General features: G+C 68.6%; 22 protein-coding genes. 11 read left to right on the top strand and 11 right to left on the bottom strand.

Features of this window, described 5'->3' with window-relative positions:
• Positions 1-7: 7 nt before the first annotated feature.
• Entirely contained in the window at positions 8-1,069 is a 1,062-nt protein-coding gene (locus tag DL991_RS19110; RefSeq protein ID WP_125785691.1) for an ABC transporter substrate-binding protein, read from the bottom strand.
• Positions 1,070-1,285: 216 nt separating this feature from the next.
• Here DL991_RS19110 and DL991_RS19105 point away from each other — a divergent pair, with 216 nt between their 5' ends.
• A complete protein-coding gene (locus DL991_RS19105) occupies positions 1,286-2,806 on the top strand; it encodes a sensor histidine kinase (protein ID WP_125785769.1) in 1,521 nt (506 codons plus the stop codon).
• A 119-nt stretch (positions 2,807-2,925) separates the two neighbouring features.
• Here the strand turns inward: DL991_RS19105 and DL991_RS19100 are convergent, their stop codons facing one another.
• On the bottom strand, positions 2,926-3,645 hold the full coding sequence (locus tag DL991_RS19100; RefSeq protein ID WP_233598903.1) for a TetR/AcrR family transcriptional regulator: 720 nt from the start codon (positions 3,643-3,645) through the stop codon (positions 2,926-2,928).
• A 141-nt stretch (positions 3,646-3,786) separates the two neighbouring features.
• Here DL991_RS19100 and DL991_RS19095 point away from each other — a divergent pair, with 141 nt between their 5' ends.
• Positions 3,787-4,350, top strand: coding sequence for a dihydrofolate reductase family protein (locus DL991_RS19095; protein WP_125785689.1), 564 nt, complete (start codon positions 3,787-3,789; stop codon positions 4,348-4,350).
• 13 nt (positions 4,351-4,363) lie between these two features.
• On the opposite strand, the gene folP is transcribed toward DL991_RS19095, so the two are convergent.
• Positions 4,364-5,230, bottom strand: a complete 867-nt coding sequence (gene folP, locus DL991_RS19090) for a dihydropteroate synthase (protein WP_199746624.1) — start codon at positions 5,228-5,230, stop codon at positions 4,364-4,366.
• A 174-nt stretch (positions 5,231-5,404) separates the two neighbouring features.
• On the opposite strand from folP, the gene DL991_RS19085 reads away from it, so the two are divergent.
• The gene (locus DL991_RS19085) at positions 5,405-6,583 is read left to right on the top strand and encodes a glycoside hydrolase family 105 protein (protein ID WP_125785688.1); all 1,179 of its coding nucleotides are present in this window, start codon (positions 5,405-5,407) and stop codon (positions 6,581-6,583) included.
• Positions 6,584-6,637: 54 nt separating this feature from the next.
• Positions 6,638-7,642 (top strand): helix-turn-helix domain-containing protein, encoded by a 1,005-nt coding sequence (locus DL991_RS19080; protein ID WP_125785687.1) that lies wholly within the window; start codon positions 6,638-6,640, stop codon positions 7,640-7,642.
• 422 nt (positions 7,643-8,064) lie between these two features.
• On the opposite strand, the gene DL991_RS19075 is transcribed toward DL991_RS19080, so the two are convergent.
• Together DL991_RS19075 and DL991_RS19070 are read right to left on the bottom strand one after the other, a co-directional pair.
• Positions 8,065-9,636: an alkaline phosphatase gene (locus DL991_RS19075; RefSeq protein ID WP_125785686.1), complete on the bottom strand. Its 1,572-nt coding sequence runs from the start codon at positions 9,634-9,636 to the stop codon at positions 8,065-8,067.
• 43 nt (positions 9,637-9,679) lie between these two features.
• Positions 9,680-10,336: a hypothetical protein gene (locus DL991_RS19070; protein ID WP_199746623.1), complete on the bottom strand. Its 657-nt coding sequence runs from the start codon at positions 10,334-10,336 to the stop codon at positions 9,680-9,682.
• Positions 10,337-10,480: 144 nt separating this feature from the next.
• Between DL991_RS19070 and DL991_RS19065 the strand changes: the two genes are divergently transcribed.
• The 5 genes from DL991_RS19065 to DL991_RS19045 all read left to right on the top strand — a co-directional run bounded on the left by DL991_RS19065 (position 10,481) and on the right by DL991_RS19045 (position 18,243).
• Complete coding sequence (locus tag DL991_RS19065; protein ID WP_125785685.1) at positions 10,481-13,432, top strand: BTAD domain-containing putative transcriptional regulator; 2,952 nt, start codon at positions 10,481-10,483, stop codon at positions 13,430-13,432.
• Between the two features lie 135 nt (positions 13,433-13,567).
• Complete coding sequence (locus DL991_RS19060) at positions 13,568-14,803, top strand: hypothetical protein (protein ID WP_125785684.1); 1,236 nt, start codon at positions 13,568-13,570, stop codon at positions 14,801-14,803.
• Positions 14,804-14,905: 102 nt separating this feature from the next.
• Complete coding sequence (locus DL991_RS43995; protein WP_370306805.1) at positions 14,906-15,097, top strand: BBE domain-containing protein; 192 nt, start codon at positions 14,906-14,908, stop codon at positions 15,095-15,097.
• Between the two features lie 94 nt (positions 15,098-15,191).
• A complete protein-coding gene (locus DL991_RS19050) occupies positions 15,192-16,412 on the top strand; it encodes a glycoside hydrolase family 88 protein (RefSeq protein WP_125785765.1) in 1,221 nt (406 codons plus the stop codon).
• A gap of 814 nt (positions 16,413-17,226) precedes the next feature.
• Positions 17,227-18,243, top strand: coding sequence for an autoinducer 2 ABC transporter substrate-binding protein (locus DL991_RS19045; protein WP_370306802.1), 1,017 nt, complete (start codon positions 17,227-17,229; stop codon positions 18,241-18,243).
• Position 18,244: 1 nt separating this feature from the next.
• Here the strand turns inward: DL991_RS19045 and DL991_RS19040 are convergent, their stop codons facing one another.
• Positions 18,245-19,444, bottom strand: a complete 1,200-nt coding sequence (locus DL991_RS19040) for a serine protease (RefSeq protein WP_233598902.1) — start codon at positions 19,442-19,444, stop codon at positions 18,245-18,247.
• A 22-nt stretch (positions 19,445-19,466) separates the two neighbouring features.
• The gene (locus DL991_RS19035; RefSeq protein WP_125785681.1) at positions 19,467-20,231 is read right to left on the bottom strand and encodes a DUF4239 domain-containing protein; all 765 of its coding nucleotides are present in this window, start codon (positions 20,229-20,231) and stop codon (positions 19,467-19,469) included.
• 485 nt (positions 20,232-20,716) lie between these two features.
• On the opposite strand from DL991_RS19035, the gene DL991_RS19030 reads away from it, so the two are divergent.
• The gene (locus DL991_RS19030) at positions 20,717-21,742 is read left to right on the top strand and encodes a family 2 encapsulin nanocompartment cargo protein polyprenyl transferase (protein WP_125785680.1); all 1,026 of its coding nucleotides are present in this window, start codon (positions 20,717-20,719) and stop codon (positions 21,740-21,742) included.
• A 57-nt stretch (positions 21,743-21,799) separates the two neighbouring features.
• On the opposite strand, the gene DL991_RS19025 is transcribed toward DL991_RS19030, so the two are convergent.
• On the bottom strand, positions 21,800-22,927 hold the full coding sequence (locus tag DL991_RS19025; RefSeq protein WP_125785679.1) for a CapA family protein: 1,128 nt from the start codon (positions 22,925-22,927) through the stop codon (positions 21,800-21,802).
• Positions 22,928-23,044: 117 nt separating this feature from the next.
• Between DL991_RS19025 and DL991_RS19020 the strand changes: the two genes are divergently transcribed.
• Entirely contained in the window at positions 23,045-23,464 is a 420-nt protein-coding gene (locus DL991_RS19020; RefSeq protein ID WP_125785678.1) for a hypothetical protein, read from the top strand.
• A 292-nt stretch (positions 23,465-23,756) separates the two neighbouring features.
• Here DL991_RS19020 and DL991_RS19015 read toward each other — a convergent pair whose 3' ends face one another.
• From DL991_RS19015 to DL991_RS19005, 3 genes are read right to left on the bottom strand one after another with little or no spacing between them, the layout of a single operon-like run.
• The gene (locus DL991_RS19015) at positions 23,757-25,073 is read right to left on the bottom strand and encodes a DNA polymerase IV (protein WP_125785677.1); all 1,317 of its coding nucleotides are present in this window, start codon (positions 25,071-25,073) and stop codon (positions 23,757-23,759) included.
• Entirely contained in the window at positions 25,060-25,383 is a 324-nt protein-coding gene (locus DL991_RS19010) for a transcriptional regulator (RefSeq protein ID WP_125785676.1), read from the bottom strand. Before DL991_RS19010 ends, DL991_RS19015 begins: the two co-directional genes overlap by 14 nt.
• A complete protein-coding gene (locus tag DL991_RS19005; RefSeq protein ID WP_125785675.1) occupies positions 25,380-26,009 on the bottom strand; it encodes a hypothetical protein in 630 nt (209 codons plus the stop codon). Before DL991_RS19005 ends, DL991_RS19010 begins: the two co-directional genes overlap by 4 nt.
• Positions 26,010-26,029: the final 20 nt, after the last annotated feature.

Genomic DNA, 26,029 nt, shown 5'->3' with positions numbered 1-26,029 from the left:
CCTCCGGTCACTTCGTCAGCCCTGGCGCGTTCACGCCGGGCTTGCCCTGCTCTTTGAGCACGGCGTTGAGCGGGCCGAAATCGGCGAACCCCTTGAGGTCCACCGCGGACTTCACCACGCCCGCGGTCACCGAGTCCTGCGCGAGCTGGGTGAAGGTCGACGCCACCGGGTCGATGCCGAGTTCGATGCCGGAGAACGCGCGGTCGAGGACGGCCTCGTTCAGTGTGCTGCCCGCGAGCGCCTTGAGTTCTCCGTTGACCACCTTCTTCGCCTCGGCGGGGTTGGTCTTCGCCCAGTCGATGGCGGCGAGTTCACCCTTGAGGATGGCGGTGACGGTCTCCGGATGCTGCTGCAGGAACTCACTGCGGACGATCACGACCGTGGTCGGGAACTTGCCTTCCGGCCACAGGGTCTTCTCGTCCAGGAGCACCTTCGCGCCCGCGTCCAGCACGAGCCGTGAGGACCACGGCTCCGGCAGCCAGCCGCCGTCGAGTTCACCTTTCTTGAAGGCGTCGAACGTCTTCGGGTTGTCGAGGTTGGTGACCTTGACTCCCGCCAGCTTCTTCTCGGCGACGAACTTCTTGAGCGCGACGTCCTGGGTGTTCGCCAGCGACGGCGTCGCGATGTTCTTGCCGGCGAGCTGCTCCGGCGTGGTGATCTCCGGCTTCACCACCAGCTGCGCGCCGCCGGTGACCGCGCCGGAGACCAGCTGGATGGCACCCTTGGACTTGGTGAAGGCGTTGATGGCCGGGCCGGAGCCGATGAACGCGATGTCGAGCGAGTTGCCGAGCAGCGCGTTGACCTCTTCGGGGCCCGCGTTGAACGTCTGGGTCGTGAGCTTCGTCGAGCCGAGTTCCTTGGCGAAGAAGCCGTTCTTGGTCCCGATCAGCGCGGGCGCGTGCGTCACGTTCGGGAAGTACCCGACGCGCACCTCGGCCGCGGCTCCCTGGCTCTTCTGCGCCGCCGGGGCGGTGCCGCTGTCCGCGCGTGAACATCCCGCGATCCCGCCGGCCAGTGTCAGGGCGGCGAAGGCCGCGGCCAGCAAGCGGGCTCTGTGGTGGGTGCGCACGGAAGGTCGCCTTTCGGAGGGTACGACTCGGCTCGGGTGGTGGCGCGAGAGTCGCATGTTCACCCACGTGCCTGCATCGCCATCCGAATGACGGGAAAGATGCCGAGAATCCTTGACACCTGGCGGAACTCCTGTTCCACATTTCAGGACCGGTGTAACGGTTCGGGCCGAACGGGCGAATCACGCTTAGTGGTGAAGCACCCTCGAACCGTCGCGATGGCGGGCGTGCTGACCGCCGGTATCGGCATGGGTGTCGTAGCGACGACGCTCAAGATCGCCGACGGCACGCACACCGTGCTCGACACCACCCTCTCGTCCACGACCGGGTTCCTCTTCCTCCTCGCCGGCGCCGTCGCGCACGTGCGCCGCGCTTCGAACCCCATCGGCCTGCTCATCGCGCTGGCCGGGCTCGCGTTGTTCGCCGAGGACCTGCAGTTCGCCGACGAGCCGCTCGCGCATACCGCCGGTTTGGCGCTGACCGCCGCGTCCAGTCCGGTGATCGCCCATCTCGTGGTCGTCTTCCCGCACGGGAAGCTCCGGTCCCGCTGGGAACGCGTGCTCGTCCTTTCCGCGTACACCGTGATCTTCGGGGCGGCGGTGCTCGGCCTGCTGGTCAACGACGATCCGAAGAACCTCGCCGCGGTCGCCGCCTCGACGGAGGCCGAACAGCTGGTCAAACGACTGCTGGAACTGGTCGGCGCGCTGATCGGTGCCGGGGTGCTGGTCGTGCTGCTCTACCGCTGGCTCGCCGGACGGCTTCCGCAGCGGCGGCTGCTCTCCCCCGTCGTCGCGATCGCGGTGGTCGGCGCGGTGAGCACCACGGTCGGCAGCGCGCTCGGCTCCGCGCATCCGTTCTCCGGACCGCTGCTGGACGTCTACCGGATCTCGTTCTGCCTGTGGCCGCTGACCTTCCTGATCGGGGTGCTGCGGGCGCGGGTCGGCAACGCGGAGATGATCCGGCTCCTGCTGGAACGCGACGGTTCCGGCCTGGCCGCGCTCGTGCAGGACGACGAGGTGTGGAAGGACAGCCGGTCGATCGACGCGCTCAACGCCGCCGCCGGGCTGATACTGGACAACCAGCGGCTCGCCGCGGAACTGGAGGAGCGCCTCGTCGAGGTCCAGGCGTCGCGCGCCCGCATCGTGGCCGCCGCCGACGACGAACGGCGACGTCTCGAACGGGACCTGCACGACGGGGCGCAACAACGGCTGGTCAGTGTCGTGCTGCTGCTGAGGATGGCGGAACGGCGGCTCGGGAGCGACCTCACGCCGCCGGTCGCGGCCCTGCTGACCGGCACCATCGACGAACTCCAGGCCACCATCACCGAACTGCGTGAACTCGCGCGCGGGCTCCGGCCCGCGATCCTCACCGAGGCCGGGCTGATCCCCGCGGTCCGGTCACTGCTGGACCGGGTCCCGCTCGCGGTCGACCTCGCGGGGGCGGACGTGCCGCGGCTCAGCGGCGCCGTCGAGGCGACGGCGTACTTCGTCGTCTCGGAAGCGGTCACCAACGCCTTGAAACACGCGCGGGCACGCGAGGTCCGCGTGTTCATCCGCGTCAAAGAGGACGGTCTGCGGGTGGACGTCCACGACGACGGCACCGGCACGGCCGACATCGACGGCGGCTCCGGGCTGCACGGCCTCCGCGACCGGGTCCGGGCGCTCGGCGGCGAACTGACCGTCGCGAGCGAACCCGGGTCGGGCACCACGGTTTCGGCCGTCATCCCCTTGGACGGCTGACGCGAGTTCCGCCTCCAATCACGCGAGTTACGCCTCCAATCACGCGTGTGCGCTCCCCAATCACGCGAGTTCCGCCTCCAAGCACGAATGATCGCCATTCGCCGAAGGAGGCGCGGCGGTCAGCGCCGTCGGTCGATGAGCGCGGCGAGTCCGTCGAGGATCCGCTGAAGCCCGAACTCGAAACCGTTGTCCGCGGGGGCGTCTTCGATCGCCTTCGCCGCTTCGTGCAGCGCCGGGAACATGTCCGGGTTCGCCGCGACGTGCCCGCGCAGGCCGCGGTCGCCTTCCCAGGGTTGGGTTCCGGCGTTGTTCGTCGAATGGGTGTTGCGCAGATGCCCGCTGATCAGGAAGACCGCGTCCATCCGTTCGGCGCCGGTCAGGCCGGTGCCCGCCAGCGCGGCGACGGCGGACTCCGTCCAGCCGATCTCCCGCGGCCCGGTCGCCCGGACGCCGACCGTGGCGTCGGGCAGCCACGGATGCCGCTGCCAGGTCTCGCGCATCCGGACCGTCCATTCTTCGAGCCGGGAGCGCCAGTCTCCTGGCAGCACGAGGAGGTCCGGGGCGGGGCCGATGGCCAGTTCGGTCATCACCGCGAGCAGTTCCGCCTTGTTCCTGACATGGCGGTACAGCGCCATTTTCGTCACGTCGAGCTTGCTCGCGACCAGGTGCATGGAGACGCCGGCGATGCCGTCTGCGTCGGCGATCCCGGTCGCGGCGTCGGCGATCCGCTCGATCGTCAACGCCGGGCGCGTGGGCTTCGGCTCGCGCTGGGACAGCCCCCAGAGCAGCTCCGTACTGCCGGCGCCGGGGTCCGGGCCGGCTCCCGTCGAGGTCGCCATCGTGCACTCCGCTTTCGGACATTCGGGACTTGTCATCCGGTCTCGGATGTGTCTAACGTACACCATGTGTCCGGCGGACACATCGCTCTCCTGGGGACACAAGAGCGTCCGAGAGATACTTCACTGGGAAGGAACAGCGCCATGCGCAAGTTCAAGTTGCAGGTCCAGACCACCGTCGACGGCTACATGGGTGGCCCGGAAGGCGAGATGGACTGGATGACCATGCCGTGGACCGACGACGTGAACGCCTACGTCGGCCCGCTCTGGGACCCGGTCGACTGCATCGTGCTGGGCCGCAACCTCGCCGAAGGGTTCATCCCGGCCTGGCAGTCGGACATGGAGGGAGAGACGCAGGAGACCATCGACAAGATGAACAACACGCCCAAGGTGGTGATCTCGAACAGCCTCACCGAGTCGCCTTGGGAGAACGCCACCGTGGCGGGCGGGGATCTCACCGAGATCGTGCACAAGCTCAAGGACCAGCCGGGCGGCGACATCATCACCTCGGGTGGCGCCCGGCTCGCGGCGGATCTGATCGCCAAGGGCCTGCTGGACGAGATCCACCTGTTCGTCAACCCGACCGCGATCGGCGCCGGCCTGCCGGTGTTCCCCGCGCTCGGCGGCAATCAGCCGCTGCGGCTGGTGCGGTCCAAGACGTTCGAATGCGGGATCACCGCGCTGCACCTGGAGCCGAAGAGCTCCTGAGCCGGGGAGGGTGTCAGGCCAGCCCGCGGATCGCGCGCGCGGGCGGCCGCACCCCCTGGATCGACGCGACCATCTCCAGCACCTGCCGGGTGCGCCTGACCTCGTGCACCCGGAACACCCGCGCCCCCTCGGCCGCCGCCCATGCCGTCGCGGCGAGGGTCCCGTCGACCCGCTCCGCGAGCTCCACGCCGAGCGTCTCGCCGACGAAGTCCTTATTGGACAGTGCCATCAGCACCGGCCACCCGGTGACGGCCAGTTCCCGCGCGTGCCGCAGCAGTGCCAGGCTGTGCCACGTGTTCTTGCCGAAGTCGTGGGTCGGGTCGATCAGCACCCCCTCACGCGGGACGCCGAGTGCCACGACCGCCTCGGCGTGCGCCGTCGTCTCCGCGACGACGTCCGCGACGATGTCCGGGTAGTTCACCCGGAACGGGCGGGTGCGCGGGACGGCGTTCCCGGTGTGCGAGCAGACGTAGCCGGTGCCGAACTCCGCGGCGACCTCGGCCAGTTTCGGATCGGCTCCCGCCCAGGTGTCGTTGATCAGATCCGCGCCGGCCTCCGCCGAACGCCTGCCCACCTCGTGGCGCCAGGTGTCGACGCTGATCACCAGGTCGGGATGCAGTTCGCGGATCCGCTCGACGAACGGGACCACCCGCCGGATCTCTTCCTCGACGTCGACCTCCGCACCGGGCCCGGCCTTGACCCCGCCGATGTCGACGATGTCGGCGCCGTCGGCCACCGCCTTGGCGACGGCGGCGAGCGCGTCCGGATCCGAGAAGGTCGCACCCTTGTCGTAGAAGGAATCGGGGGTCCGGTTGACGATCGCCATGACCAGGGCGCGGTCCCGGGCGACGCGGCGCCCGCGGAAGGTCAGCTCGTTCACGCACCGATCGTAGGCGAGCGGAGGCCGCCGCGGAGAGTGCCGCCCATCGGGACCGTCCCGGACACCGGGAGCAGCCATTGACTCGCCGTCGAGCACCCGAGTAGACGTTGTCTCGCAAGGAAGTTCAGCCCGGCGAGTCGCCTCCCCGGTTTCCCGGTGCAGGAAGGGCCTCGAATGTCATCGGATCCTCTTCACGCGGCACGGCTTTCCCGGCGCACGGTACTGGCGGGAACCGCGGGCGCCCTCGGCGCGCTCACCCTGCCCGGCGTGGCCACCGCGGCGCCGGTGGACCGGTCGCGGGCGATCGTCGACTCGACGATGCAACGCTTCACCCCGGCCACCCTCGGCGGCTGGAGCTACACCCGGGGCCTCTACCTCTACGGCCAGTACCTGGTGTACCGGCGCACCCGCGAGAAGTCCTATCTCGACTACATCCTCGCTTGGTACAACCGGTTCGTCACCGAGAGCGGGATTTCCAACGGCTTCACGAACCTGGACGCGATGCGCTCCGGGCAGATGTTCCCCTTGCTGTACACCGAAACCGGGCAGGCGAAGTACAAGACGGCGGCGGAGCAGCTGCGCGGCCGGTTCCCGTCCTATCCCCGGACGTCCGACGGCGGGATGTTCCACGCCACGAGCAAGGTCGGACAACTGTGGGCGGACGGCGTGTACATGGCGCAGCCGTTTCTCGCCCTGTACGGCAAGACCTTCGGCGACACCGCTTACTGCTACGAAGAGGCCGCGAAGAACGTCAGCGTCTACTTCGACCGGCTCAAGGAGCCCGCCAAGGGCCTGCTCTACCACGCCTACGACGAGGACGGCTCGGAACCGTGGGCTTCGGGCGCCGGGCGGCATTCGAAGTACCACTGGGGCCGCGCGATCGGCTGGCTCGGGATGACGGCGATCGACCTGCTCGAGATCCTCCCCTGTGACCATCCGCGCCGAAAGCGGCTGGTCGACGTCGTCAGGTTCCTCGCGGCGGGCTACACCCGCTGGCAGGACCGGGCCTCCGGCCGCTGGTTCCAGGTCGTCGACCGGGGCGGCGACAAGGACAACTGGCTGGAGACGTCGGCTTCGGCGATGTACACCTTCCTGCTCTCCCGAGCGGTGGAACGCGGCTACGTCGGCGCGGAGTACGGACCCGTGGCGGCGAAGGGTTATCGCGGGGTCCTGTCCCAGGTTTCGACCGGAGCCGGCGGGTTGACCGATATCGCAAACATCTCCGAAGGCACCAATGTCGGCGACACGGCGTATTACTACGCACGCAAACGCAATACCAACGATTTCCACGGTCTCGGCGCGTTTCTCATCATGAATGAGCAATTGGGTTTCCCTGGCAGTGCCGGGTATTGACGGGAGGCGCTAACATCGCGTGCTGCGACGCCCACTCCCAGGAGGGACGACCGGATGCGCGAGACGCCGCCCCCGGCTTCTTATACCCGGCTCGAACTCGGTGACACCAGCACGATCCCGATCGGGGTGACGGTTTCCCCGCACGTTTCGCTGGTTTCGATGCTCGTCGAGGTCGTCGGCGGGTACGACCGAGGTATGCCCGCCGCCTGGCGCCGCCAGGTGGGCTCGGCGATCCCCGAACAGGGATACCGCGCGGCGAGCGCGCTCGCCCGCCGGGGCACCTCGGTCCAGCCGGATTTCATCGTCCCGATCAGCCCCGGCGAGGACTCTTCCGCCGCCGCCCAGGCGGAAATGCTGCGCGACCTGACGGAAACCGACGTCCTGAAAGGCCTCGAAGAGGTTTTCGGCGACCGGTTGCCCGCGCAGTGGCGGCAGGCCGCCGACCATCCGAGACGCTGGGTCGCCTCGCTCGCGGACGCCTTCACCGCGACCAGAGTGGCGACCGAAAGCCTCTGGACCAGGGCCCGTCCCCTGCTCGACCGTGAGATCGAACGTATCGGCGTCGCCTCCGTCCGAGGCGGGACGGACGCGGTACTCGGCCTGCTGCGGCCGCATTTCCGGTTCAGCAACGGCTGCCTGCTGCTGCCCGACGCGGAACCGGCGCGGTACACCACGCGCGGCCGCAAACTGATCCTCGTCCCGATGGTCGCGGGCGCCCGCTCGGTGGTGTCCAACTTCGACGAAGAGGACGCCATCTGGATCGGCTACCCGCTGCCGGGGCTGGACGGCCTGCTCGACAGCGGCAGGCCCGAAACCGCCCCCGGCGTCGAAGGGCTCGACCTCGTGGTCGGCGCCCACCGCGCGAAACTGTTGCGGCACTTGGGAAAGCCCGCCCGGATGGGGGAGATCGCGAATCTGCTGTCGTGTGCCGCCAGCACCGCGACCTATCACTGCGAACAGCTCGTTTCGGCCGGGCTGATCCAGCGGCACCGCGAGGGCCAGGTCGTCCTCGTCGTCCGGACGCCTCGTGGTGACGCGCTGGTGGACCTGCTGTCCTGACTCACGAGTACCCGCGCCACCAGTCAGGCGCTCACGTGAGTTTTCGCGATCCTGGGGATGTCGTGAAGGGCCCCTTTAAGACGATGAAGGTCCCAAAGGGGCCATTCACGACATCAGAGGTCGACGCCTGGCCATCGGAAGCGCTGAAAGGAACCGCAGGTCCGTGAAGGCCCCCTTGAGGGACTCTGGGTCCCTCAAGGGGTCCTTCACGGACTCGGGCATCATCACGTTCGCCCCACATGCACCAGCAGCCACAACAGTGGCGCGTGAAGGGCCCCTTCCCCAGTACATGAAGGACCCCTTCACTGCGCCAGGCGCAAGGAAGGGGTCCTTCATGTACTGGGGAAGGTCACTGGCGCCGAGCCCGGCAAGAACGGTAAACCCGAATCGCCACTCGCGAGACCCAACGCCCAGCCGTTGTCTTACACCCTCTGGAGCCCAGGCTTCCCCGCCTCGACGACGTAGGACCGGTCCGCGGCAAGAGTCACCTTCGAGAAGTCGTACTCGCTGGTGTCCGAAACCGTCATGAAGTCGGCCCGCATCTGCGTTTGCGACGCCGTCACCCGGACGTAGCCGCGCTTTCCCCGGCAGTACTTGACGTGCGGGTTGTTCGAGAGCCAGGTCGACGACGGATCGGTCGCGGTGTCGCTGTTGCTCGTGACCGAGGTCGTCACCAGTTCCGAACCGAACACCGGGTCGCTGTGGTTGAAGTAGTCGCGGCGCAGGTCGGCCGCCCAGTGCCGGTGGACGTCGCCGGTCAGCACGATCGGGTTCGGCACCTTGCGGTCCACGATGCCCTTCGCGATCCGGTCGCGGGAGGCCTCGTAGCCCTGCCAGGAGTCGGGGCTCTCGCAGGTCGCCTTGTTGCCGTCGCCGTCACGGGTGGCGAAGAAGACCTGCTGGCCGAGGAAGTCCCACTTCGCCGGATGCGTCTCCAGCGCCTTCAGCAGCCAAGCCTCCTGCGTCGTGCCCAGGATGCTGCGCGACGTCGACCGCATGTCGGTGCACGACGGCCCCGCCGTACCGGACGGGTCGGGCACCTGCGCGTTGCGGTACTGGCGGGTGTCGAGCATGTGGAACCGGGCGAGGTTGCCCCAGCCGAACTGCCGGTACAGCCGGATCGACGCGCCGCTCGGCTTGGCGGTGGACCGGATCGGCATGTTCTCGTAGAACGCCTGGAAACCGGCGGCCTTGCGGTCCGCGGTGGCCGGGCTGGCGGTGCCGTTCCAGTTGTTCATCACCTCGTGGTCGTCGAAGACCACGACCCACGGCGCCATCGCGTGCGCGTTCTGCAGGTCGGCGTCGGTCTTGTGCTGGGCGTGCCGGGCGCGGTACTGGGCCAGCGTCGTCACGTCGTCGGTGAAGGCCAGCCTGCGCGGGTTCCGTTCGGCGGCGGCGCGGCCGGACTTTCGCTCGTACATGTAGTCGCCGAGGAACAGCACCAGTTCCGGGTTGTCGGCGAGCATTCCCTTGTACGAGTGGTACCAGCCCTCCTCCCAGTGCTGGCACGAGGAGAAGCAGTACTTCAGCTGGTTCACCGCGGCACCGGCGGCGGGCGCGGTCCGCGTCCGGCCGACCGGTGAGATGTAGCCGCTGGTCTTGAACCGGTAGAAGTACTCGCGGCCCGGCTGGAGGCCGACCGGCTCGATGTGCACGCTGTGCCCGGAGGCGCGGGCCGCGGTCGCGGTGCCGCTCTGGACGACCGAGGAGAACGCCTGGTCGTTCGCGATCTCCCAGTCCACTGTGTACGAAGCGTCCGGCATACCGCCGAAGCCGTCGGGGTTCAGCGGCGCGGGAGCGAGCCGCGTCCACAGCACGACGCTGTCCGGGAGGGGATCACCCGAGGCGACACCGAGCTGGAACGGATCGTGGATGGCGGGCGCCGCCGCCATCGTTCTGGCGTTCGCCCATGAAGGCAACGTCGACGACAAGGCAGCCGCCGAAACCGCCGCGGCTCCACCGAGGAGTACCGCCCGCCGGTTCACCTGACCCATGAGAATTCAACCTTTCGAAGTGGGGAAAGAACGGGGAGGGATTTCACGCGGCGTAATCGGTGATGCCGCCGCTACAGGCTTCGAGGGTCGGATTCGCGGCGGCGTTGGCGACGCAGACCTTGTAATAGACCCACGATCCCTTCGCGACCGGCACGGCCTTGTCGACGTGGGTGCCGTTGCCGCCGGAGGCCCAGACGTAGAACGGGCCGGCGCCACCCTTCAGCCAGTAGGCGACCACGGCGGACTTGCCGTCGGCGTCCTTGTCGTAGACGAGGAAATGAGCATCCGATGAACGGAACTGGCCCTCGCCCGCGCAGACGCCGGTGGAACATTCGGCGCTGCCGGAACCGACCCCGCAGTCGGGCGCGATCCGCTGGTCGGAGCCGGTGTAGACATATCCGTCCGAGATGTAACCGCCGAGCGCGGGAACGTAGTCCCACAACGTCGTGGTGCCCAGCGGACCGGTGACCGAGGTCCCGATCGTCTGGCAGTCGATGGTCACCGTGGCCCCGTTGGCCACCGTGCGCACCGCGGTCGAGGTGGTACTCGGGGCGCGGCGCACGTTCAGCGGATCACCCGCCGTCTTCACGGTCCCGGTGGCCGCGGCCAGTGCGGGAGTGGCTCCGGCGAGGCCGAAGGCGCCCGCCGTCACCAGCACGAGAAAGAAACCGGCGAGCCGCCGGACACTTGAACGCTTCATGGCTTCAGCGTCGACCGGCGTCGTACACATCACGTACAAACGCCGACGAGGTGTCTGCACATGCATGCGAATGGATCTAGCCAACCATGGCGGGACGGCAATATTATCGGCGGATATGGGGCTCCTGCCGTATTGGCGGTTTAGGTGACTATTCTCGGGTTTCGCGTTCTCGGTCCGCTCGAAGTGGCGGTGGACGGACAGGTGGTGCCGCTCGGCGGCCCCAAACCGCGCCTCCTGCTGGCCGCTCTCCTGCTCCAGCCCAACGTCGTCGTCTCCACCGAACTCCTGATCGAGGTCCTGTGGCCTTCGTCGGCGCCACGTTCGGCGGCGGCGAACATCCGCACCTACGTCCACTCACTCCGCAAACGCCTCGCCGACCACGACCCCGAACTCGGGGAACGCATCGGGAGCCGGGCCTCCGGGTACATCCTCAAGGCCACACCCGGGGAGATCGACCACATCCGCTTCGGCGAATTGGCCGCCCACGCCCAGTCCGCGCTCGGCCGAGGGGAGGCCGAATCCGCTCTCGACCTGCTGGATCAAGCCGAAGCGCTGTGGCGCGGAGAAGTACTCGAAGGCCTTCCCCACGACCACGGCTGGGGCGCGACCGTGGCCAGGCTGACGGAATTGCGGCTCGCGGTCCAGGAACAGCGGCTACGGGCCAGGATCGAACTCGGCCGGACCGCCGAGGCCGTCGCCGAACTGCGCGGCCTGGTCACCGAACATCCACTGCGCGAGGAACTCTGGCAGCAGCTGATCGTCGCGTTGCGGGCCGACGGCCGCACGGCCGACGCGATCGAGGCCTACGAAACGGCCGAGAAGGTGCTGGCCGACGAACTCGGCACGGAACCGGGTCCGCGGCTGAAGGAACTGCGGGCTTCGCTGATCGTGGCGCCGCCCGTGAGCCCGGACGCCGTGGCCGTCGCCCTCCCCCGGCCGATGGCGCCGGTCTGCCAGCTGCCGCTGGACCTGCCGGACTTCACCGGCCGCGACGGGATGGTCGGCGATCTCGTCGGCCTCTTCCGTGACCGACGTGAGCAGGGAAAACCCGCGATCGTGGTGCTTTCGGGCGCGCCTGGGATCGGCAAGTCCTCCGTCGCGATCCGGGTGGCGCACGCGGTCCGCGACGATTTCCCGGACGGTCAGCTGCACGTCGACCTCGCCGGGACGTCGTCCTCGCCCCGGCCCCCGATGACCGTGCTCGCCGAGCTGCTCCGCGCGTTGGGCGTCCCCGACGCGGGGCTGCCGCGTGAGCTTCCCGAACGAGCGGCGTTGCTGCGGTCGCGGCTCACCACCTTGCGGATGTGCGTCGTGCTCGACGACGCCGGCAGCGCGGCCCAGGTCCGGCCGCTGCTGCCCGGCGCGGGCTCCTGCGCGGTCCTGATCACCAGCCGGGTGCGGATGCCGGATCTGGCCGGGGCCACCCCGGTCGACGTCGAACTCCTGCCCGAGGCCGAGGCCGCGACGCTGCTCGAAGGCATCGTCGGCACCGACAGGGTCGCCGCCGAGCCGGAGTGCGCGGCCGCGATCCTGCGCCACTGCGGGTACCTGCCGCTGGCGATCCGGGTCGCCGGGGCGAAGCTGACCCACCGGCCGGGCTGGACGTTGCGCGTGCTGGCGGACAGGCTTCGGGACGAGAGACGAAGATTGGACGAGCTCCGCGTCGGCGATCTCGCCGTCCGGGCCAGTGTCACCCTCAGCTACGACCTGCTGCCGATGTCCGCGGCGACCGCGTTCCGCGGCCTCGGCGGACTCGGCTCGGTCCAGTTCCCCGGCTGGGTGGTCGCGGCTCTGCTCGGCCGTACGCACGGTGAAGACGTCCTCGACGTGCTGGTGGACGCCCATCTGGTCGAGCTCAGCGGCTCGGACGGCACCGGCGAACCCCGCTACCGCCTGCATGACCTGTTGCGGTGTTACGCCCTCGAACTACGCGCGCAGGACGTCCCGGCGAAAGCGCACGACGCCACGAAACGGGTGCTGGAAGGTTATCTCGCGCTCGCGGTCGAAGCCGCGGACCGGCTGCCGATCCATTTCTTCGGGCTCTACCGGGACGACACCGCCGTCCAGCCCGCCCTCCCGCCGGGGACCGCGCAGCTGATCGAGGATCCGGCCGCGTGGTTCGCCGCCGAACGGCACACCTGCGTCGCCGCCGTCTCGCTGGCCGCGGACCTCGGCTTCGACGCCCTGGCCTGGCGCCTCGCCGCGGCACTGGCGCCGTACTTCGACCAGCGCGGGCACCAGGACGACTGGCTGCACACGCACGCCGTCGCGCTGGCCGCCGCGCGCCGGTCCGGCGAGGTCCGCGGTGAGGCGATCATCCAGCGCAACCTCGGGCAGATCCAGCTCTACCAGGACAGTTACGCCGAAGCCCTGGTCGCCTTCGAGCAGTCGCAACTGCTGTTCGACAAGATCGGCGACGCGCGGGGCGCGGCGATCGCGCTGGCCGGGCTCGGCACCGTGCTGCGGATCAAAGGCGAGGACACCGTCGCGCTGGAGCATTGCCACGCGGCGCTCGACCAGTTCGCGGCGGCCGGTGATCCGCACGGCGAGGCGGTCACGCGGATCGCGATCGGCGCGGTGTGGCTGGCGCGGCGCCGGTACGCCGACGCGGAAGGCTGGTTCACCGAGGCGCTCGAACAGTCCGCGCGCATCGGCGACCGGCACCGCGAGGCGCACGCGCTGAAGCGGCTCGCGATGCTGCGGCAGCATCAGGGCAACCTCGCGGGCGCGCGGGAGCGGGTCGACCGGGCGATCGCGATCTTCAACGAACTCGGCGACGACCATTGCGTCGGCTACGCGAACCAGAACCTCGGCGAGCTGTACCTGCACAGCGGCGACCTTGCCCACGCGCAACTGCTGCTGGTCAATTCGCTGAGCGTGCACCGGCGCAACGGGGACCGCCGGTCCGAGGCCGAGGTGTCGCAGTTGCTCGGGGAACTGCACGAGGCGCTGAGCCAGCCCGAACGGTCGCGGACGTATTCGGAACGCGCGCTGGCGCTGTGGCGTGAACTCTCCGCGCGACCACAGGAATCCGCGCTCGCTTCGCGTCTGCAGGAATCTGCGGAAGCCTCTTACGGCGACTCCGCCAGCGCCTGACCTTTTCGCAATTCGGCACCTGAATGCGGGTTTCACCCACCGCAATCAGGTGCCGACTTGCGTTTGTATCGATCGTGTACACGACCCGGCGAAGCTCCCTTCATAGCAACCGAGAGTGCTCGAAGGGAGACCGGAATGGTCCGGACCGTTAAGGCCCGCCGGGTGATGGCGGCCGTGCTGGCTGTGCTGGCATCGGGGGCGGTCACCTCGCTGGCCGCCAGCCCGGCGAACGCCGCCCCCGAAGGAAGCTGGCGCGCCGACTTGTCCACTGTGGACGGTGACGACGTCAACGTCCACAGCGACGACGGCGTGCTCAGCCTGGAAAACGCCGCCTGGCACAGAAAACCCGACTCCATCGGCAGCCAGGGCTACCTGCTGCTGGCCGAGCAGAAGCTCGGGAAGCCGGTGAACCGGGTCTCCGCCCAGGTGACCGCCGACGCGCCGAAGGGCACCGAGGTCGAGGTCGCCGTCCGCGGCAAGCTCAACGGCAACGACTGGACCGAATGGACGCCCACCGAGGGTGGCGCCGCCCAGCTGTCCACTTCGGTCTCCACGGTCCAGGTCCGCATCGGACTGCGCACGGTGAACGACGGCGTGACCGCGAAGGTCAGCGATGTCACCCTCCAGGGTGAGCTCGGCCCGCAGGTCAACGCGATCGGCGCGGCCGCCGCCCCGCTGACGTACAAGGTCTACGGCACCCGCGAAGGCCTCGTCGGCGGAACCACGGCCAACGGGCACGTGATCAAGTCCCGCGACCACTTCGTCGCCCTCCCCTCGGGCCGCGGCCTGGCGCCGAAGAACACGGGCAACTACACCGTGCGCATCTGCCGCACCGACAACAGCCGCTGCGAATACGCGCCGGTGTGGGACGTCGGCCCGTGGAACACCAAGGACGACTACTGGAACCCGTCGGCCACCCGTCAGATGTGGAAGAACCTACCGCAGGGCAAGCCCGAAGCGCAGGCCGCCTACCAGGACGGCTACAACGGCGGCAAGGACGAGTTCGGCCGCAAGGTGGCCAACCCGGCGGGTATCGACCTCGCGGACGGCACCTTCTGGGACGGCCTGAAGATGACCGACAACGGCTGGGTCAACGTCTCCTACCTGTGGACCGGCTCCGGCCCGACCGGTGTCGTCAGCACGGCGGGCGACCCGATGAACGTCCGGGCCTCGGCGAGCACCAGCGCGGCGATCAAGGGCCTCGCGGCGAACTACGCGAAGGTCACCATCGAATGCTACGTCGAGGGCGAGACCGTCACCGGCAAGTTCGGCACCAGCAACATCTGGGACCGGATCGGCCCGGGACACTACATCTCCGACACCTACCTGCAGACCGGATCGGACCTGCCGGTGGCACCCAAGTGCTCGTGACGCACTCCTGATCGCGAAGGCCCGGCGCACCCCATAGCGCCGGGCCTTCGCCCTTTCGCCCGCGCGGGCGGCCCTGGAGCGAGGCCGTCGGCCAGCGACACTGTGCAGGACACGTTCTCGACGGTGCACGACGACGCGACCGCGGCCGGGCGCGGCGCTGCGGGAAGAACTCCTGCCGCGTTCCGACAATTACGGGTGCGTACGGCGAAGTACGCGCGGCCGGCCGCGATCAAGGCGGTGTACGACCCGGACAATATGTTCCGACATAATGCGAACATCCGTCCCGCTGAGTGACGCGGTTATTCACAACCGTGAATGCTCTTCACAAGTCCGTAATCGTCGTGCGAAACTCCCGTGACGCATTTCCCACTGACGAATGGCGGGCATTGTGAGCGTTTCCCGGCGAACCCTGTTGACCACCGCCGCCAGTGCCGCCGTCGCGGCCACCGCGATCACCCCGGCCGCCACCGCGGCCGAGCAAGACGCCAACGGGCTGAGGACTTTCCGCCGGACGGCCGATTACGCGGTGACCAAACTGCGGGCCGTCGCGCCCGGCGTGACGGCCTTTCCCGAGATCACCCGGTTCGAGAAATGGACCTATTCGCAGAACGGCGGCTGGATCGGCGGATTCTGGCCGGGGACTTTGTGGCTCGCCGCGCTCTACAGCGGCGATCCGCAATTCCGCACCCTCGCCATGGCCTCGGCGGAAAAACTCGCGCCGCGACAGCACGAGACGCGGGACCACGACCTCGGATTCCTGTTCTACCCGTCGTGGGTGACCGGCTGGCGGCTCACCGGCGACGAGAAATGGCGCATCGGCGCGCTCAACGCCGCCGCGTCGCTCATCCAGCGCTACAACGAAAAAGGAAAGTTCATCCGGGCATGGGGCGCGCTCGGCACCCCGGGCAACGCCGGCCGGGTCATCGTCGACACGATGATGAACCTGGACCTGCTGACCTTCGCGAGCAAGCAGACCGGCGACCGCAAGTACCTCGACATCGCCGTCTCACACGCGAAGACCACCGAACGGGTTTTCCTGCGCCCGGACGGTTCGACCCCGCACGTGTTCGACTTCGACCCGGCCACGGGCGCCGAGATCGGCCCGAACACCGTGCAGGGCTACAGCCCGACGTCCTGCTGGTCGCGCGGTCAAGCGTGGGCGATCTACGGATTCACCACGATGTACCGGCGCTCCGGCGACCCGCTGTTCCTGCGGACCGCGCAACGCCTGGCCGACTTCGCGCTGCGCGCCCTCACCCCGGACAACGTGCCGGTGTGGGACTACCTCGCGCCGCAGGCACCGCACGACATCAAGGACTCCTCCGCCGGCGCCGTGATGGCGTGCGGCCTGCTCGACCTCGCGAAGGTCACGAACCGGCCGCAGTACCGCGAGGCGGCGATCCGGATCCTCACCGCGTTGTGCGACACCTGCCTGACCACGAACTCCACCCGCGCCGACGCGATCATGGCGCGAGGGACCCGCAACCGCCGCGCCGAGGACGGCGTCGAGGTCTCGTTGCCCTACGGCGACTACTACCTGCTGGAGGGCATCCTGCGGGTGCTGATGCCATCGGAGATCGACAAGGCGATCGACCTGTCGAGCGTTTGACCCGGCGGTGGTGCTCGGTCCGGTGGGTCGCGAGTGGCGATTCGGGTTCTGTTGAGGGGTAAGGCGAAGGTGGCAGGTTGCGAAAGCCACTTTCGCAACCTTCAATGTTGCGAAAGTGGCTTTCGCAACACCGAGGGCAGGGTACGGCTGCGAAGGGGGGCGCTTCGCTACGCCGGAGGCGTGCCCTCGCTGGACACATGGTCAAGATGCGTCGCGAAAGCCACTTTCGCGACGCCTGACGTCCCAGAAGTGGCCTTCGCGAGACGGCCGCGAGCGAATCCCTGCGACCCGACACCTTTGCGTTACCCCGCAATAGCCCGAATGGCCACTCACGACCCACCGGCGACGGACAGCGCGCCCTCGATGGTCGACGATGTAGGAACTGGGACGTTCAGTGTCCCGATTCGTACGTCTTCGCGAAGGCGCCGACCTCGGACCTCGGTCTACGGAGGATCGGGGACACTCAACGTCCCCGATCCTCCGTTGATCAAGCTCAAAGCCAGGCGAGTGGGGAGGATTTGGGACGTTGAACGTCCCAAATCCTCCCCACTCGGCCCTGCCCACATCACCCGCTTCGCGGCCGACTCGCCGATCAACCGCTCACCGACACCTACCCGGCTCCCCACCCACAATCACCCAAAGTCACCCCCGTAGGCCGACCCGGTAATCAGGCCAGGTCGATGAACTCACTTCCGTAACCCTTTGCGCTCATCCGGTTGACCGGGGTAACCAGAGACCCTAGTTTCGCCGGAGGTCTCCACCGCGCGCAGACCGATCGGCTGGGTTCAAGTGGTTCCGTGACTATGGGGTGGAGATGCGAGGGCCGACGAAGACGCTCGTCGTTGCCACTGTGCTCGTTTTGGGCATGGTGTTCGGGCTGACCGGCTGCACCGGTGAAGAACCGGCGGGGCTGGCGGCCAAGCCGATCCGGATCGCGTTCGTGCCGAAGGTCGCGGACATCCCGTACTTCGAGGCGATGAACACCGGCGGGCAGGCCGCGGCGAAACAGCTCGGTGTCGAATGGTCCTCGACGGGTCCGGCCACGGTGGACCCCGCGGCGCAGGTTTCGATCGTGCGCGGCCTCGTCGACCAGCAGGTGGACGTCATCGCGATCGCGCCGAACGATCCAAGGGCGATCGCGCCCGCGATCGCCGACGCGCGGGCCAAAGGCGTCCACGTGATCACTTCGGACACCGACGCGCCCGGCACCGATCGCGAACTGTTCGTCAACCAGGCGACCCCGGAGGGCATCGGAAAGGCGCTCACCGACGCGTTGATGAAGAAGATGGGGAACGCGGGCAAGTACGCGATCGTCTCCTGTGGCGAGACCGCCGAGAACCTCAACGCGTGGATCGCCGTCCAGCGCGCCTACACCGCTTCGCAGTATCCCGGAGCGCAGCTCGTCGAGACGGTCTACGCGGGCGAGGACAAGGACACCGCCACCGCGCTCGCCAAAGAGCTGATGACCAAGTACCCGGACCTCACCGGTCTGGTCGGCGAGTGCACGACGTCCGCGCCCGGGGTCGCCGAGGCGGTCCGTTCGCAGCAGAAGATCGGCCGCGTCTTCACCGTCGGGGTCGGGACGCCGCAGGCGATCAAGCCGTACCTGCTGGACGGTTCCTCTTCGCTTTCGGTGCTGTGGAACGTCGAATCGCTCGGCTATCTCACCGCTTGGGCGGGTAAGCAGATCGCCGAGGGCAAACCGCTCGGCCCGTCGAACAAGGTCAATCTCGAACTCCCGGCGATCAAGTACGAGGAAGGCACGAAGACCGTGCTGCTGGGCGACCCGCTGCTGATCACGCGCGAGAACGTCGACCAGTTCAAGTACTGACTCACCGGGCCCGCCGGACGGCACCCGCCGCCGCGCCACCACCGAGGATCAGCACCAGCGCGGTCAATCCCCACCGCCGTTTCTCCTTCGTGCGGGCGTGCGGATCGGTCTCCGCAGCCTCTTCCTTCCGTTCCCTCGGCGACGCCGAACGAGACGGCTTCGGCACGGCGACGGGTGGCGGGACCACCTTCGGGGTGGGAGTGGGCGCCGAACTCGACGAAGGCGTCGGCGTCGGCGTCGGCGTCGGACCAGGGCTGGAGCTGGGGGACGCGCTCGGCGATGGACTCGCGCTGGGAGAAGGGGTGCGAGACGGAGTAGGCGTGGGAGCCGGGGTCGGCGTAGGCGTCGGTGTCGGCTTGGGCGGTTCCGGCTTCGGCGGTTCGGGGAGCTCGGCCGCGGTGAGGCAGCCCGCTGCGTCCGAACCCGCCAGCGGCGGTCCCGAACGCACCGCGGTCACTTGCCCGCTCCGATCCAGCCGGTAGAGCACGCTGCGCCCGCCGATCCGGTTCGCCGTGGCGTACAGGGCACCGTCGCGGCCGAGCACGACCGAGCCGTAGACGTCGGCAGGCGGGAAACGCGCGTCTTCGGCTTCGCGGACCTTGCCGGACGCCGGGTCGATGGTGATCACTGCGCCTTTTCCGCGCCAGGTGGTGGAAACGCCGTAGAGCAGTCCGTTGTGGTACGCGAAGTCGTTGACGTCGTGGGCGAGGGTGATCGGCCGCAGGAACACCGTCTTGATCACCCGCAGGTACCGCTCCCCCGGTGTCAAGTCCACTGTGTACAGTGTGCCGTTCCTGAGCAGATACCAGGAATTCCCGCCGATCGCGCCGGCGGTCACCCCAGCGACCGGGCTCCACACCGGCAGCCGGTTCCCGGCGCGGGTGATCGGGCCGAGGTCCTGGATGTCGCCGTCACGATCGATCGTGACCGCATGCGCGCCACGGCTGAGTCCTTCGGCGACACCGAAGACCCGGTCCCGCGTCGCGGAGTAGCCGAGCGCGTTGAGCCGGTAACCCGAATCGGTCACTCTCGACGTGGCCCCCGAGCCGACGTCGATCCAGCGCAGCTTCGACTTCCCGTGCGACCCGGTCTCCGCCTGCACCACCAGGCAGGACTCGGCGGCGCGCGCGGCCATGGGGGCCAGCAGCGCCGACGCCCCCACCAGCCCCGCGACGGCCACCGTCGCCGCCGTCCGCGTCACACCGTCCACGGTGCGCACCGGCTCAAGAGATCCGCGCCAGCGCGGCGGTGAAGGCGTCGGGCGGGATCCCTACGCCGCCACCGTACGGGTTCTGCAGCTGGTAGATCGCGAACAGCAGCAACGTGACCGTGCCCGCCAGCGTCGACACGATCACCAGGTGCGCGGCCAGCCGGGTACCGCCGAACAGGTTGGGCAGCAGCACCGAGACGAGGCTGCCGAGGATCAGGGCGAACCAGACCACGCCGCCGACCTTGCCGCCCTCGACCGCGTTGAGCCGCTCCTGCCGGGCCTCGTAGACCTGCCAGAGCTGGGTGGACGCCTCGGCTTTGCGCTCGCGGATCCAGTCGTCGTCCGTTGGAGCCTTGTCGATCGCCTTGCGCAACTGGTCGAGCTGCGTCCAGCCGATGTCGGGGACGGTCTCCTTACCGCCCGCCATCTGCGGCCATTCCTTCTGTTCGACGGTGGCGATGTACGCCGCGCTCAGCTTCCGCACCTCGTCCTTGACCTCGGTCCCCAGTGAATCGGCGGCCCAGACGGTGGCGACCAGGCTGTCCGCCTCGTGGTACGAACCTTCGCGCGCGGCGCTCGCGGAGTCGAAGAGGGAGATCAGGATGAACGCCACCATGACGGCGTGCAGGCCGCCGACGATGGTGAACACCTGGCCGGCGGCGTCGTTGTTGTCCGGCCGTCCTTCGTCCCAGCCGAACCGGCGGACGAGGTAGCCGACGAATCCAGCCAAGGCCGCCGCGCCGACGACCCAAGTGATGCCGGTCAGGTAAATACCCATTCGACTCCTTCCGTGCGCAGAGTGCCGAAACTAGTTCACGCCGAGACAAGTGGAAAAGGTCGCTTGAATCAATTCATACCGGTGGCGGATGAGCCAAAGTCGATCATCACCTTCTCGGCCCAGTTTCCCGTAATTCGAAACGATTTCCGGCACACGCAGGAAAGGGCCGTCACCAGTCGGGGAACGCGGCTTCACGACCGGGTGAGCAGCCACCACGAGACGTCACCGCCGCGACCGCATACCGAGATTTTCCGCAGCTCCGGCACCCGAAAGGCCGCCTCGGAACGACGCGTCCGGGCCCATCCGGCAAACAGGTGAACCTCTCCGCAGACCCGATCGAGTTGTTTGTCCGGGCATTACCGCTTGCTATGTTGACTTTGCACCCACTCCACTCGAATGGGTATCCACGAATTGAGTTGCGGCAGTTCACCTGGTCGACCACCGGTTGTGTCATCCCGTCGACTTCGAGACCGAAAGGGAGTTCGTTGACGACCATCGAGACCCATACCGGTGCCCGGCCCGCCGTCGAAGTGCTGGCCTGGAGCCGGAACCTGCTCGACCCGGCTCTGCGCGAGGCCGTCGACGGACTGCCCGAATCGATGCGGCTCATCGCCGGCTACCACTTCGGGTGGTGGGACGAGCACGGCCGATCGTCCACTTCGGATGGTGGCAAGGCCTTGCGGCCCGCGCTGGCGCTGTTGTCGGCGCAGGCCGTCGGCGGGGACGCCGAAATCGCCGTCCCGGTAGGGGTCGCGGTGGAGATGGTGCACAACTTCTCCCTGCTGCACGACGACGTGATGGACTCCGACACCACCCGGCGGCACCGTCCGACGGCCTGGACCGTTTTCGGTACCGGCGCGGCGATCCTCGCCGGGGACGCCCTGCTGTGCCGGGCCTTCGAGGTGCTGTCCCCGTTCGGGCAGACCGCGCTGCGCGTGCTCAGCACGGCCGTGATCGATCTGCTGGAGGGACAGAGCGCGGATCTGAAGTTCGAGGAACGCGGTGACGTCGACACCGCCGAATGCGTACACATGGCCGAGGGGAAGACCGGCGCGTTGCTCGGGGCGTCCTGCACGCTCGGCGCGCTCGCCGGGGAAGGGAGGCAGGATCAGGTCGACCGGCTGACCGAGTACGGGAGGGCACTCGGGCTGGCGTTCCAGCACATCGACGATCTCCTCGGGATCTGGGGCGATCCGGCGGTGACCGGGAAACCGGTCCACTCGGATCTTTCCCACCGGAAGAAGTCCTTGCCGGTGGTGGCCGCGCTCCACTCCGGGACGGACGCCGGGCGAGAACTGGATGCCTTGTACCGCAAGGAAAACCTCGACGCCGCGGAATTGCCCCACGCGGCGGAGCTGGTGGAACGGGCGGGCGGCCGGACGTGGAGCCAGGAGCAGGCCGACGTGCTCCTGACCGGCGCGCTGCATCATCTCGCCGTCTCGAATCCGGTGCCCCGCCCAGGCGCCGAACTCGCGGCCCTCGCGAAACTGGTGGTGCGGCGACGATATTGACGGCGGGCGCGGGAAGGCAAGGGTGGGCTGGGAAGAGCCCATCCTTGTCCCGCCGGGTCAGCGTGCGGGCCGGGTCAGCCCCTGTTCACCCGCGCCGCGGCTGAGGACGACCTCGTCGGTGGCCTTGAGCGCTTCCGCGCCGGCGTTGCCGCCCTGCCCCGCGCTCAGGTCGAGCAGCCGGATCGGCGGACCGAGCTGGACCAGGGTCGGGACGTATTCTGCCTTGTCGACCTTCCAGCGTTCGCCGTCCCGCACGAACCGGAACCGCGCGGCGGCGCCCTGTTCGGTCGACCCCTTCGGTTCCGAATGCCGGGCGACGCTGTTGCCGAGGCCGTAGGCGACCCACTTGCCGTTGATCCGCTCGAAGGGCTGCACGACGTGCGCGTGGTGGCCGATAATCAGGTCGATCGAGTCGTCGCTGAGGAGCTTCTTCGCGAGTGATCGCTGCTCGGCGGTCGGGTCGTGCTGGTACTCGGTGCCCCAGTGCAGGCTCGCGAGGACGACCTGGGCGCCGGCCTTCCGCGCGGCCTTGGCCTCGGCGATCACGTCTTCGGCGTCGATCTGGTTGACCAGCCAGGGTTTACCGGCGGGCACCTTGATCCCGTTGAACCCGTAGGAGAACGAGATCTGGGCGACCTTGACGCCGTTGACGTCGACGATCAGCGGCTTCTCGGCCTCTTCGGCCGAACGGGCCGAACCGGTGTGCTTGATCCCCGCCTCGTCGAGTTCGTCGAGGGTCCGGGTCGCACCGGCGACCCCCTGGTCGATCGTGTGGTTGGACGCCGTCGAGCAGTTGTCGTACCCGGTGTCCTTGAGCGCGGTGACGATCTCGGGCGGCGCACTGAACGACGGGTACCCGCTGTAGGGGCCGCCCTTCGGCGCGAGCGGGGTCTCGAGGTGGCAGATGCCGAGGTCGGCCCCGGAGATCAGCGGTTTGATCCCGGCCAGCAACGGCCGGTAGTCGATCTTGCCGTCGCCGTCCTCCTTGGCCTGGTCGGTCAGCGCGGGGTGGATCAGCACGTCACCGGTCGCGACCACGGTGAACGACCCCTCCGGCACCCGGCTCGACGGTGGCGCCTCGATGGCGGGCGGCTGTTCCTGCTGGTCAGGCGTGGTGCTGCAGGCGGCGAGCAGGACGGCGGCGCCGAGGAGGGCGGTGGTCTGACGGGCGCGGGAGCTGAACATCGATTCCCTCGATCGGGTGACAGTTCTTCCCATCCTGCCTTACGCCGATCGGGTAAGACACTCAACCGAAGTCACCGAGACCACCCGGTTCGCGGCGGTCCTGGGATCATCTCCGCCATGACTGCGCTCTCCCGGTCAGGTCTGATCGGTTTCGTCGTGCTGGCGTTCTGGGTGACCGCGGCGTGTGGTTCGTCGAACGACAGAGCGACGGCGGGCGGCACGGCCGGAGTGATCGCGAACGCGATGACCGACGGCGACAACCCCGCCCTCATCGCCTTGACCTGCCCGCGCACGCCGGACAAGCCGGCCGCCCCCGACGAGCTCGTCTCCGGCGAAACACCGGTCACCGTCGGCAGCGTGGACCAAAAGGGACAGGCCGCCATGGCTGTCTTGAACGATCAGCGAAACGCGCAACGGTCGTACGGTGCGCTGCTGGTGCAAGGGGACGACGGGAACTGGTGCCTCTTCGGCTTCCGCAATTGCCCGCGCGACGTCAAGGTGACCAGCGTGAACTTCGTGACGGTCTGCCGCGGCTGAGGCGGTCATCCGGGCGGGGTCGTGACGTGGGATGCCCGCTACGGGAGGGATGTGTGGAAATAGGGACACTCAACGTTCCTGTTTCCACACACCTCTCACTCAGCGTCACCACTTTGCCTGCCTTTCACCAGAACACGAGGACGACGGGTCCGCCGAGCAGCCCGCTGATGTTGCGGCTCCCGCTCGCGGGCAGAGAGGTGCCCCCAATGTGGCATTGGGGCCGCTCAACGTCCCCAATGCCACATGGGGAGCACACGCCGGCTCGCCGAAGGCACCCACGCACCCTCCGGCCTCAGAGCAGGCAGTCACCGGGTTCTCCCCTGCGCAACGCCGGATCCTCCTGCGGAAAGGTCCGCGCCACCCCCGGCCCGCTGGAGCGCGTCTCGAACCGGACGGTCACCCGCCCGTGCCCGGCCCCCTGCACCCACCCGGTTCCATACGCCTCGTGCACGACGTCGTCGCCGGGCCGCCAACTCGACGACACCACGGGAACCGGCGCCGGAGCGCGTGAGATCACGGGCACGTCCGAAGCCGGGACGGAGAGGGTGAACAGCGGATCCTGATGCGGCACCGAAAGCCCGGAGAACGCGACCCCGGCGAGCCGCACTCCGCCGAATTCGGTCGGGTCGATCAGCAGTCGTTCCGCCATGGAGGCGAGCTGGTCGAATTCGTCGGTCGGCGAGGCCATCGTCTCCGAACGGGTCACCGTGCTGAAGTCGGTGTGCCGCAGTTTCACCACCACCGTCCGCGCGACCCGGTCGGCGTTGACGAGCCGCCGGTGCGCGTGCACGGCGAGGTCGCGAACCTCGCGGCGCAGGCTCACCAGGTCGATCAGGTCGCGGTCGAAGGTCGTCTCCGCGCTGACCTGTTTGAGTTCCGCGCGGTCGGACACCGGCCGGTCGTCGACGCCGGTGGCCAGCCGCCGCAGGTCCCTGCCGACCACGCTGCCCAAAGTGGACACCGCGTCGGCGTCGGAGAGCGCGGTCAGCTGGCCCAGTGTCCGGACCCCGATCGCGCGCAGTTTCCCTTCCGCCACCGGGCCGATCCCCCACAGCACCCTGGTCGGCAATGGCGCGAGGAAATCGCGTTCGGTGCCCTGGTCGACGACGAGCAGCCCGTCCGGTTTCGCCAGATCCGAGGCGACCTTCGCGACCTGTTTCCCCGACGCCGCCCCGATCGACGCCACCAGGCCGATTTCGGACCGGATGTGTTCCCGCAGGCGCGCACCGAATTCCCGCACCTCGTCCGAGGAAGCCCCGGCGAGTGCGGGCGGTTCCGCGAAGGCCTCGTCGAGGGAGATCCGTTCCAGCACCGGCGCGTACTGGGCGACGAGGTCGAACACCTGGGTGCTCAGCAGTTCGTAGAGTTTGAACCGAGGCGGCAGGATGACCCCGGTCGGCGGCAGCAGCCGCCGGGCCTGCGACATCGGCATCGCCGATTTGATCCCGTGTTCGCGCGCCTGGTAACTCGCGCCGGCGACCACGCCGCGCGGGCCCGCGCCGCCGACCAGCACGGCACGCCGCACCAGGGTCGGCCGGGTCAGCTGTTCACAGGAGGCGTAGAACGCGTCCATGTCGAGGTGGATGACCCACCGGTCATGCGCGCCCATCGCCCGGAACCTCGAGAAGCCGGTGCAGGGCCTTCGTGTACTCCTCGAACGCGGCCCGGCCCCGGGTGGTCAACTGGACCAGCGTCACCGGTGTGCGGTGTTCGAAAGCCTTTGTGATCTCGACGTAGCCCGCGTCCTCGAGTTTGCGCAGATGCGTCGACAGGTTGCCCGGTGTCATGTCCAGCAGTTGCTGCAGGCGCGGGAAAGTGATGCTGTCGCCCGGCTCGAGGCTCGACAGCGCGACGGTGACCCGCAGCCGCGCCTGCGCGTGGATCACCGGATCGAGCTGGGGCAGCCCGTCTTCGCTCATCGCGCCCGCACCAGGAAGACCAGCGACGCCACCAGGAAGCCACCGCCGCCCGCGACGCTCAGCACGAGGAAGTTGTACGGTCCCCCGGCCAGCACACTCGCCGCACCGCAAGCGATGATCCAGACGCCGAGGCCGTACTGCAGTCTGCTCTGCCACAGCATCCCGCCGGCGAGATACATCAGTCCGGTCAGCATGAGCGCGGTCCCCGACCACAGCAACGGGATCAGCCCGGTGTCGAGGCCGAGGCGGATCAGCGCGGTGTTCACCACCGTCAGCCCGCCGAACGCGATCATCCAGCTCCACCCGTACATCGCGCCGACGAGCCGGGACGGCCCGCGCACGCCGCGGCCAGCACGGATGCCGTAGACCGCCGAATACGCCATGGCCCCGACGAAACCGGCGCCGGCGATCACCGCGGCGGCCCACATCGGCATCAGCGCGGTGGGCGGGGCGGAGACGTAGACGAGCCCGAAACCGAACAGCCACACCAGCCCCCAGATGGCCAGCAACACCGCGGGATTCGGCCCGATCTCACGCCGGGTCTTCTCCGACTGCGCGGCGATGAGCGCGAGCGACTCCTCGGGCGTCATCGACCGCGCGTCGTCGTCCCGTTCATCCTCCACCACTTCGGAAAACTAACACGGGT

This window comes from Amycolatopsis sp. WAC 01375, from assembly GCF_003947325.1.
GTDB lineage: Bacteria > Actinomycetota > Actinomycetes > Mycobacteriales > Pseudonocardiaceae > Amycolatopsis.
The sequence above is the reverse complement of the archived record's forward strand: the minus strand, read 5'-3'. Positions and strand labels throughout refer to the sequence as shown.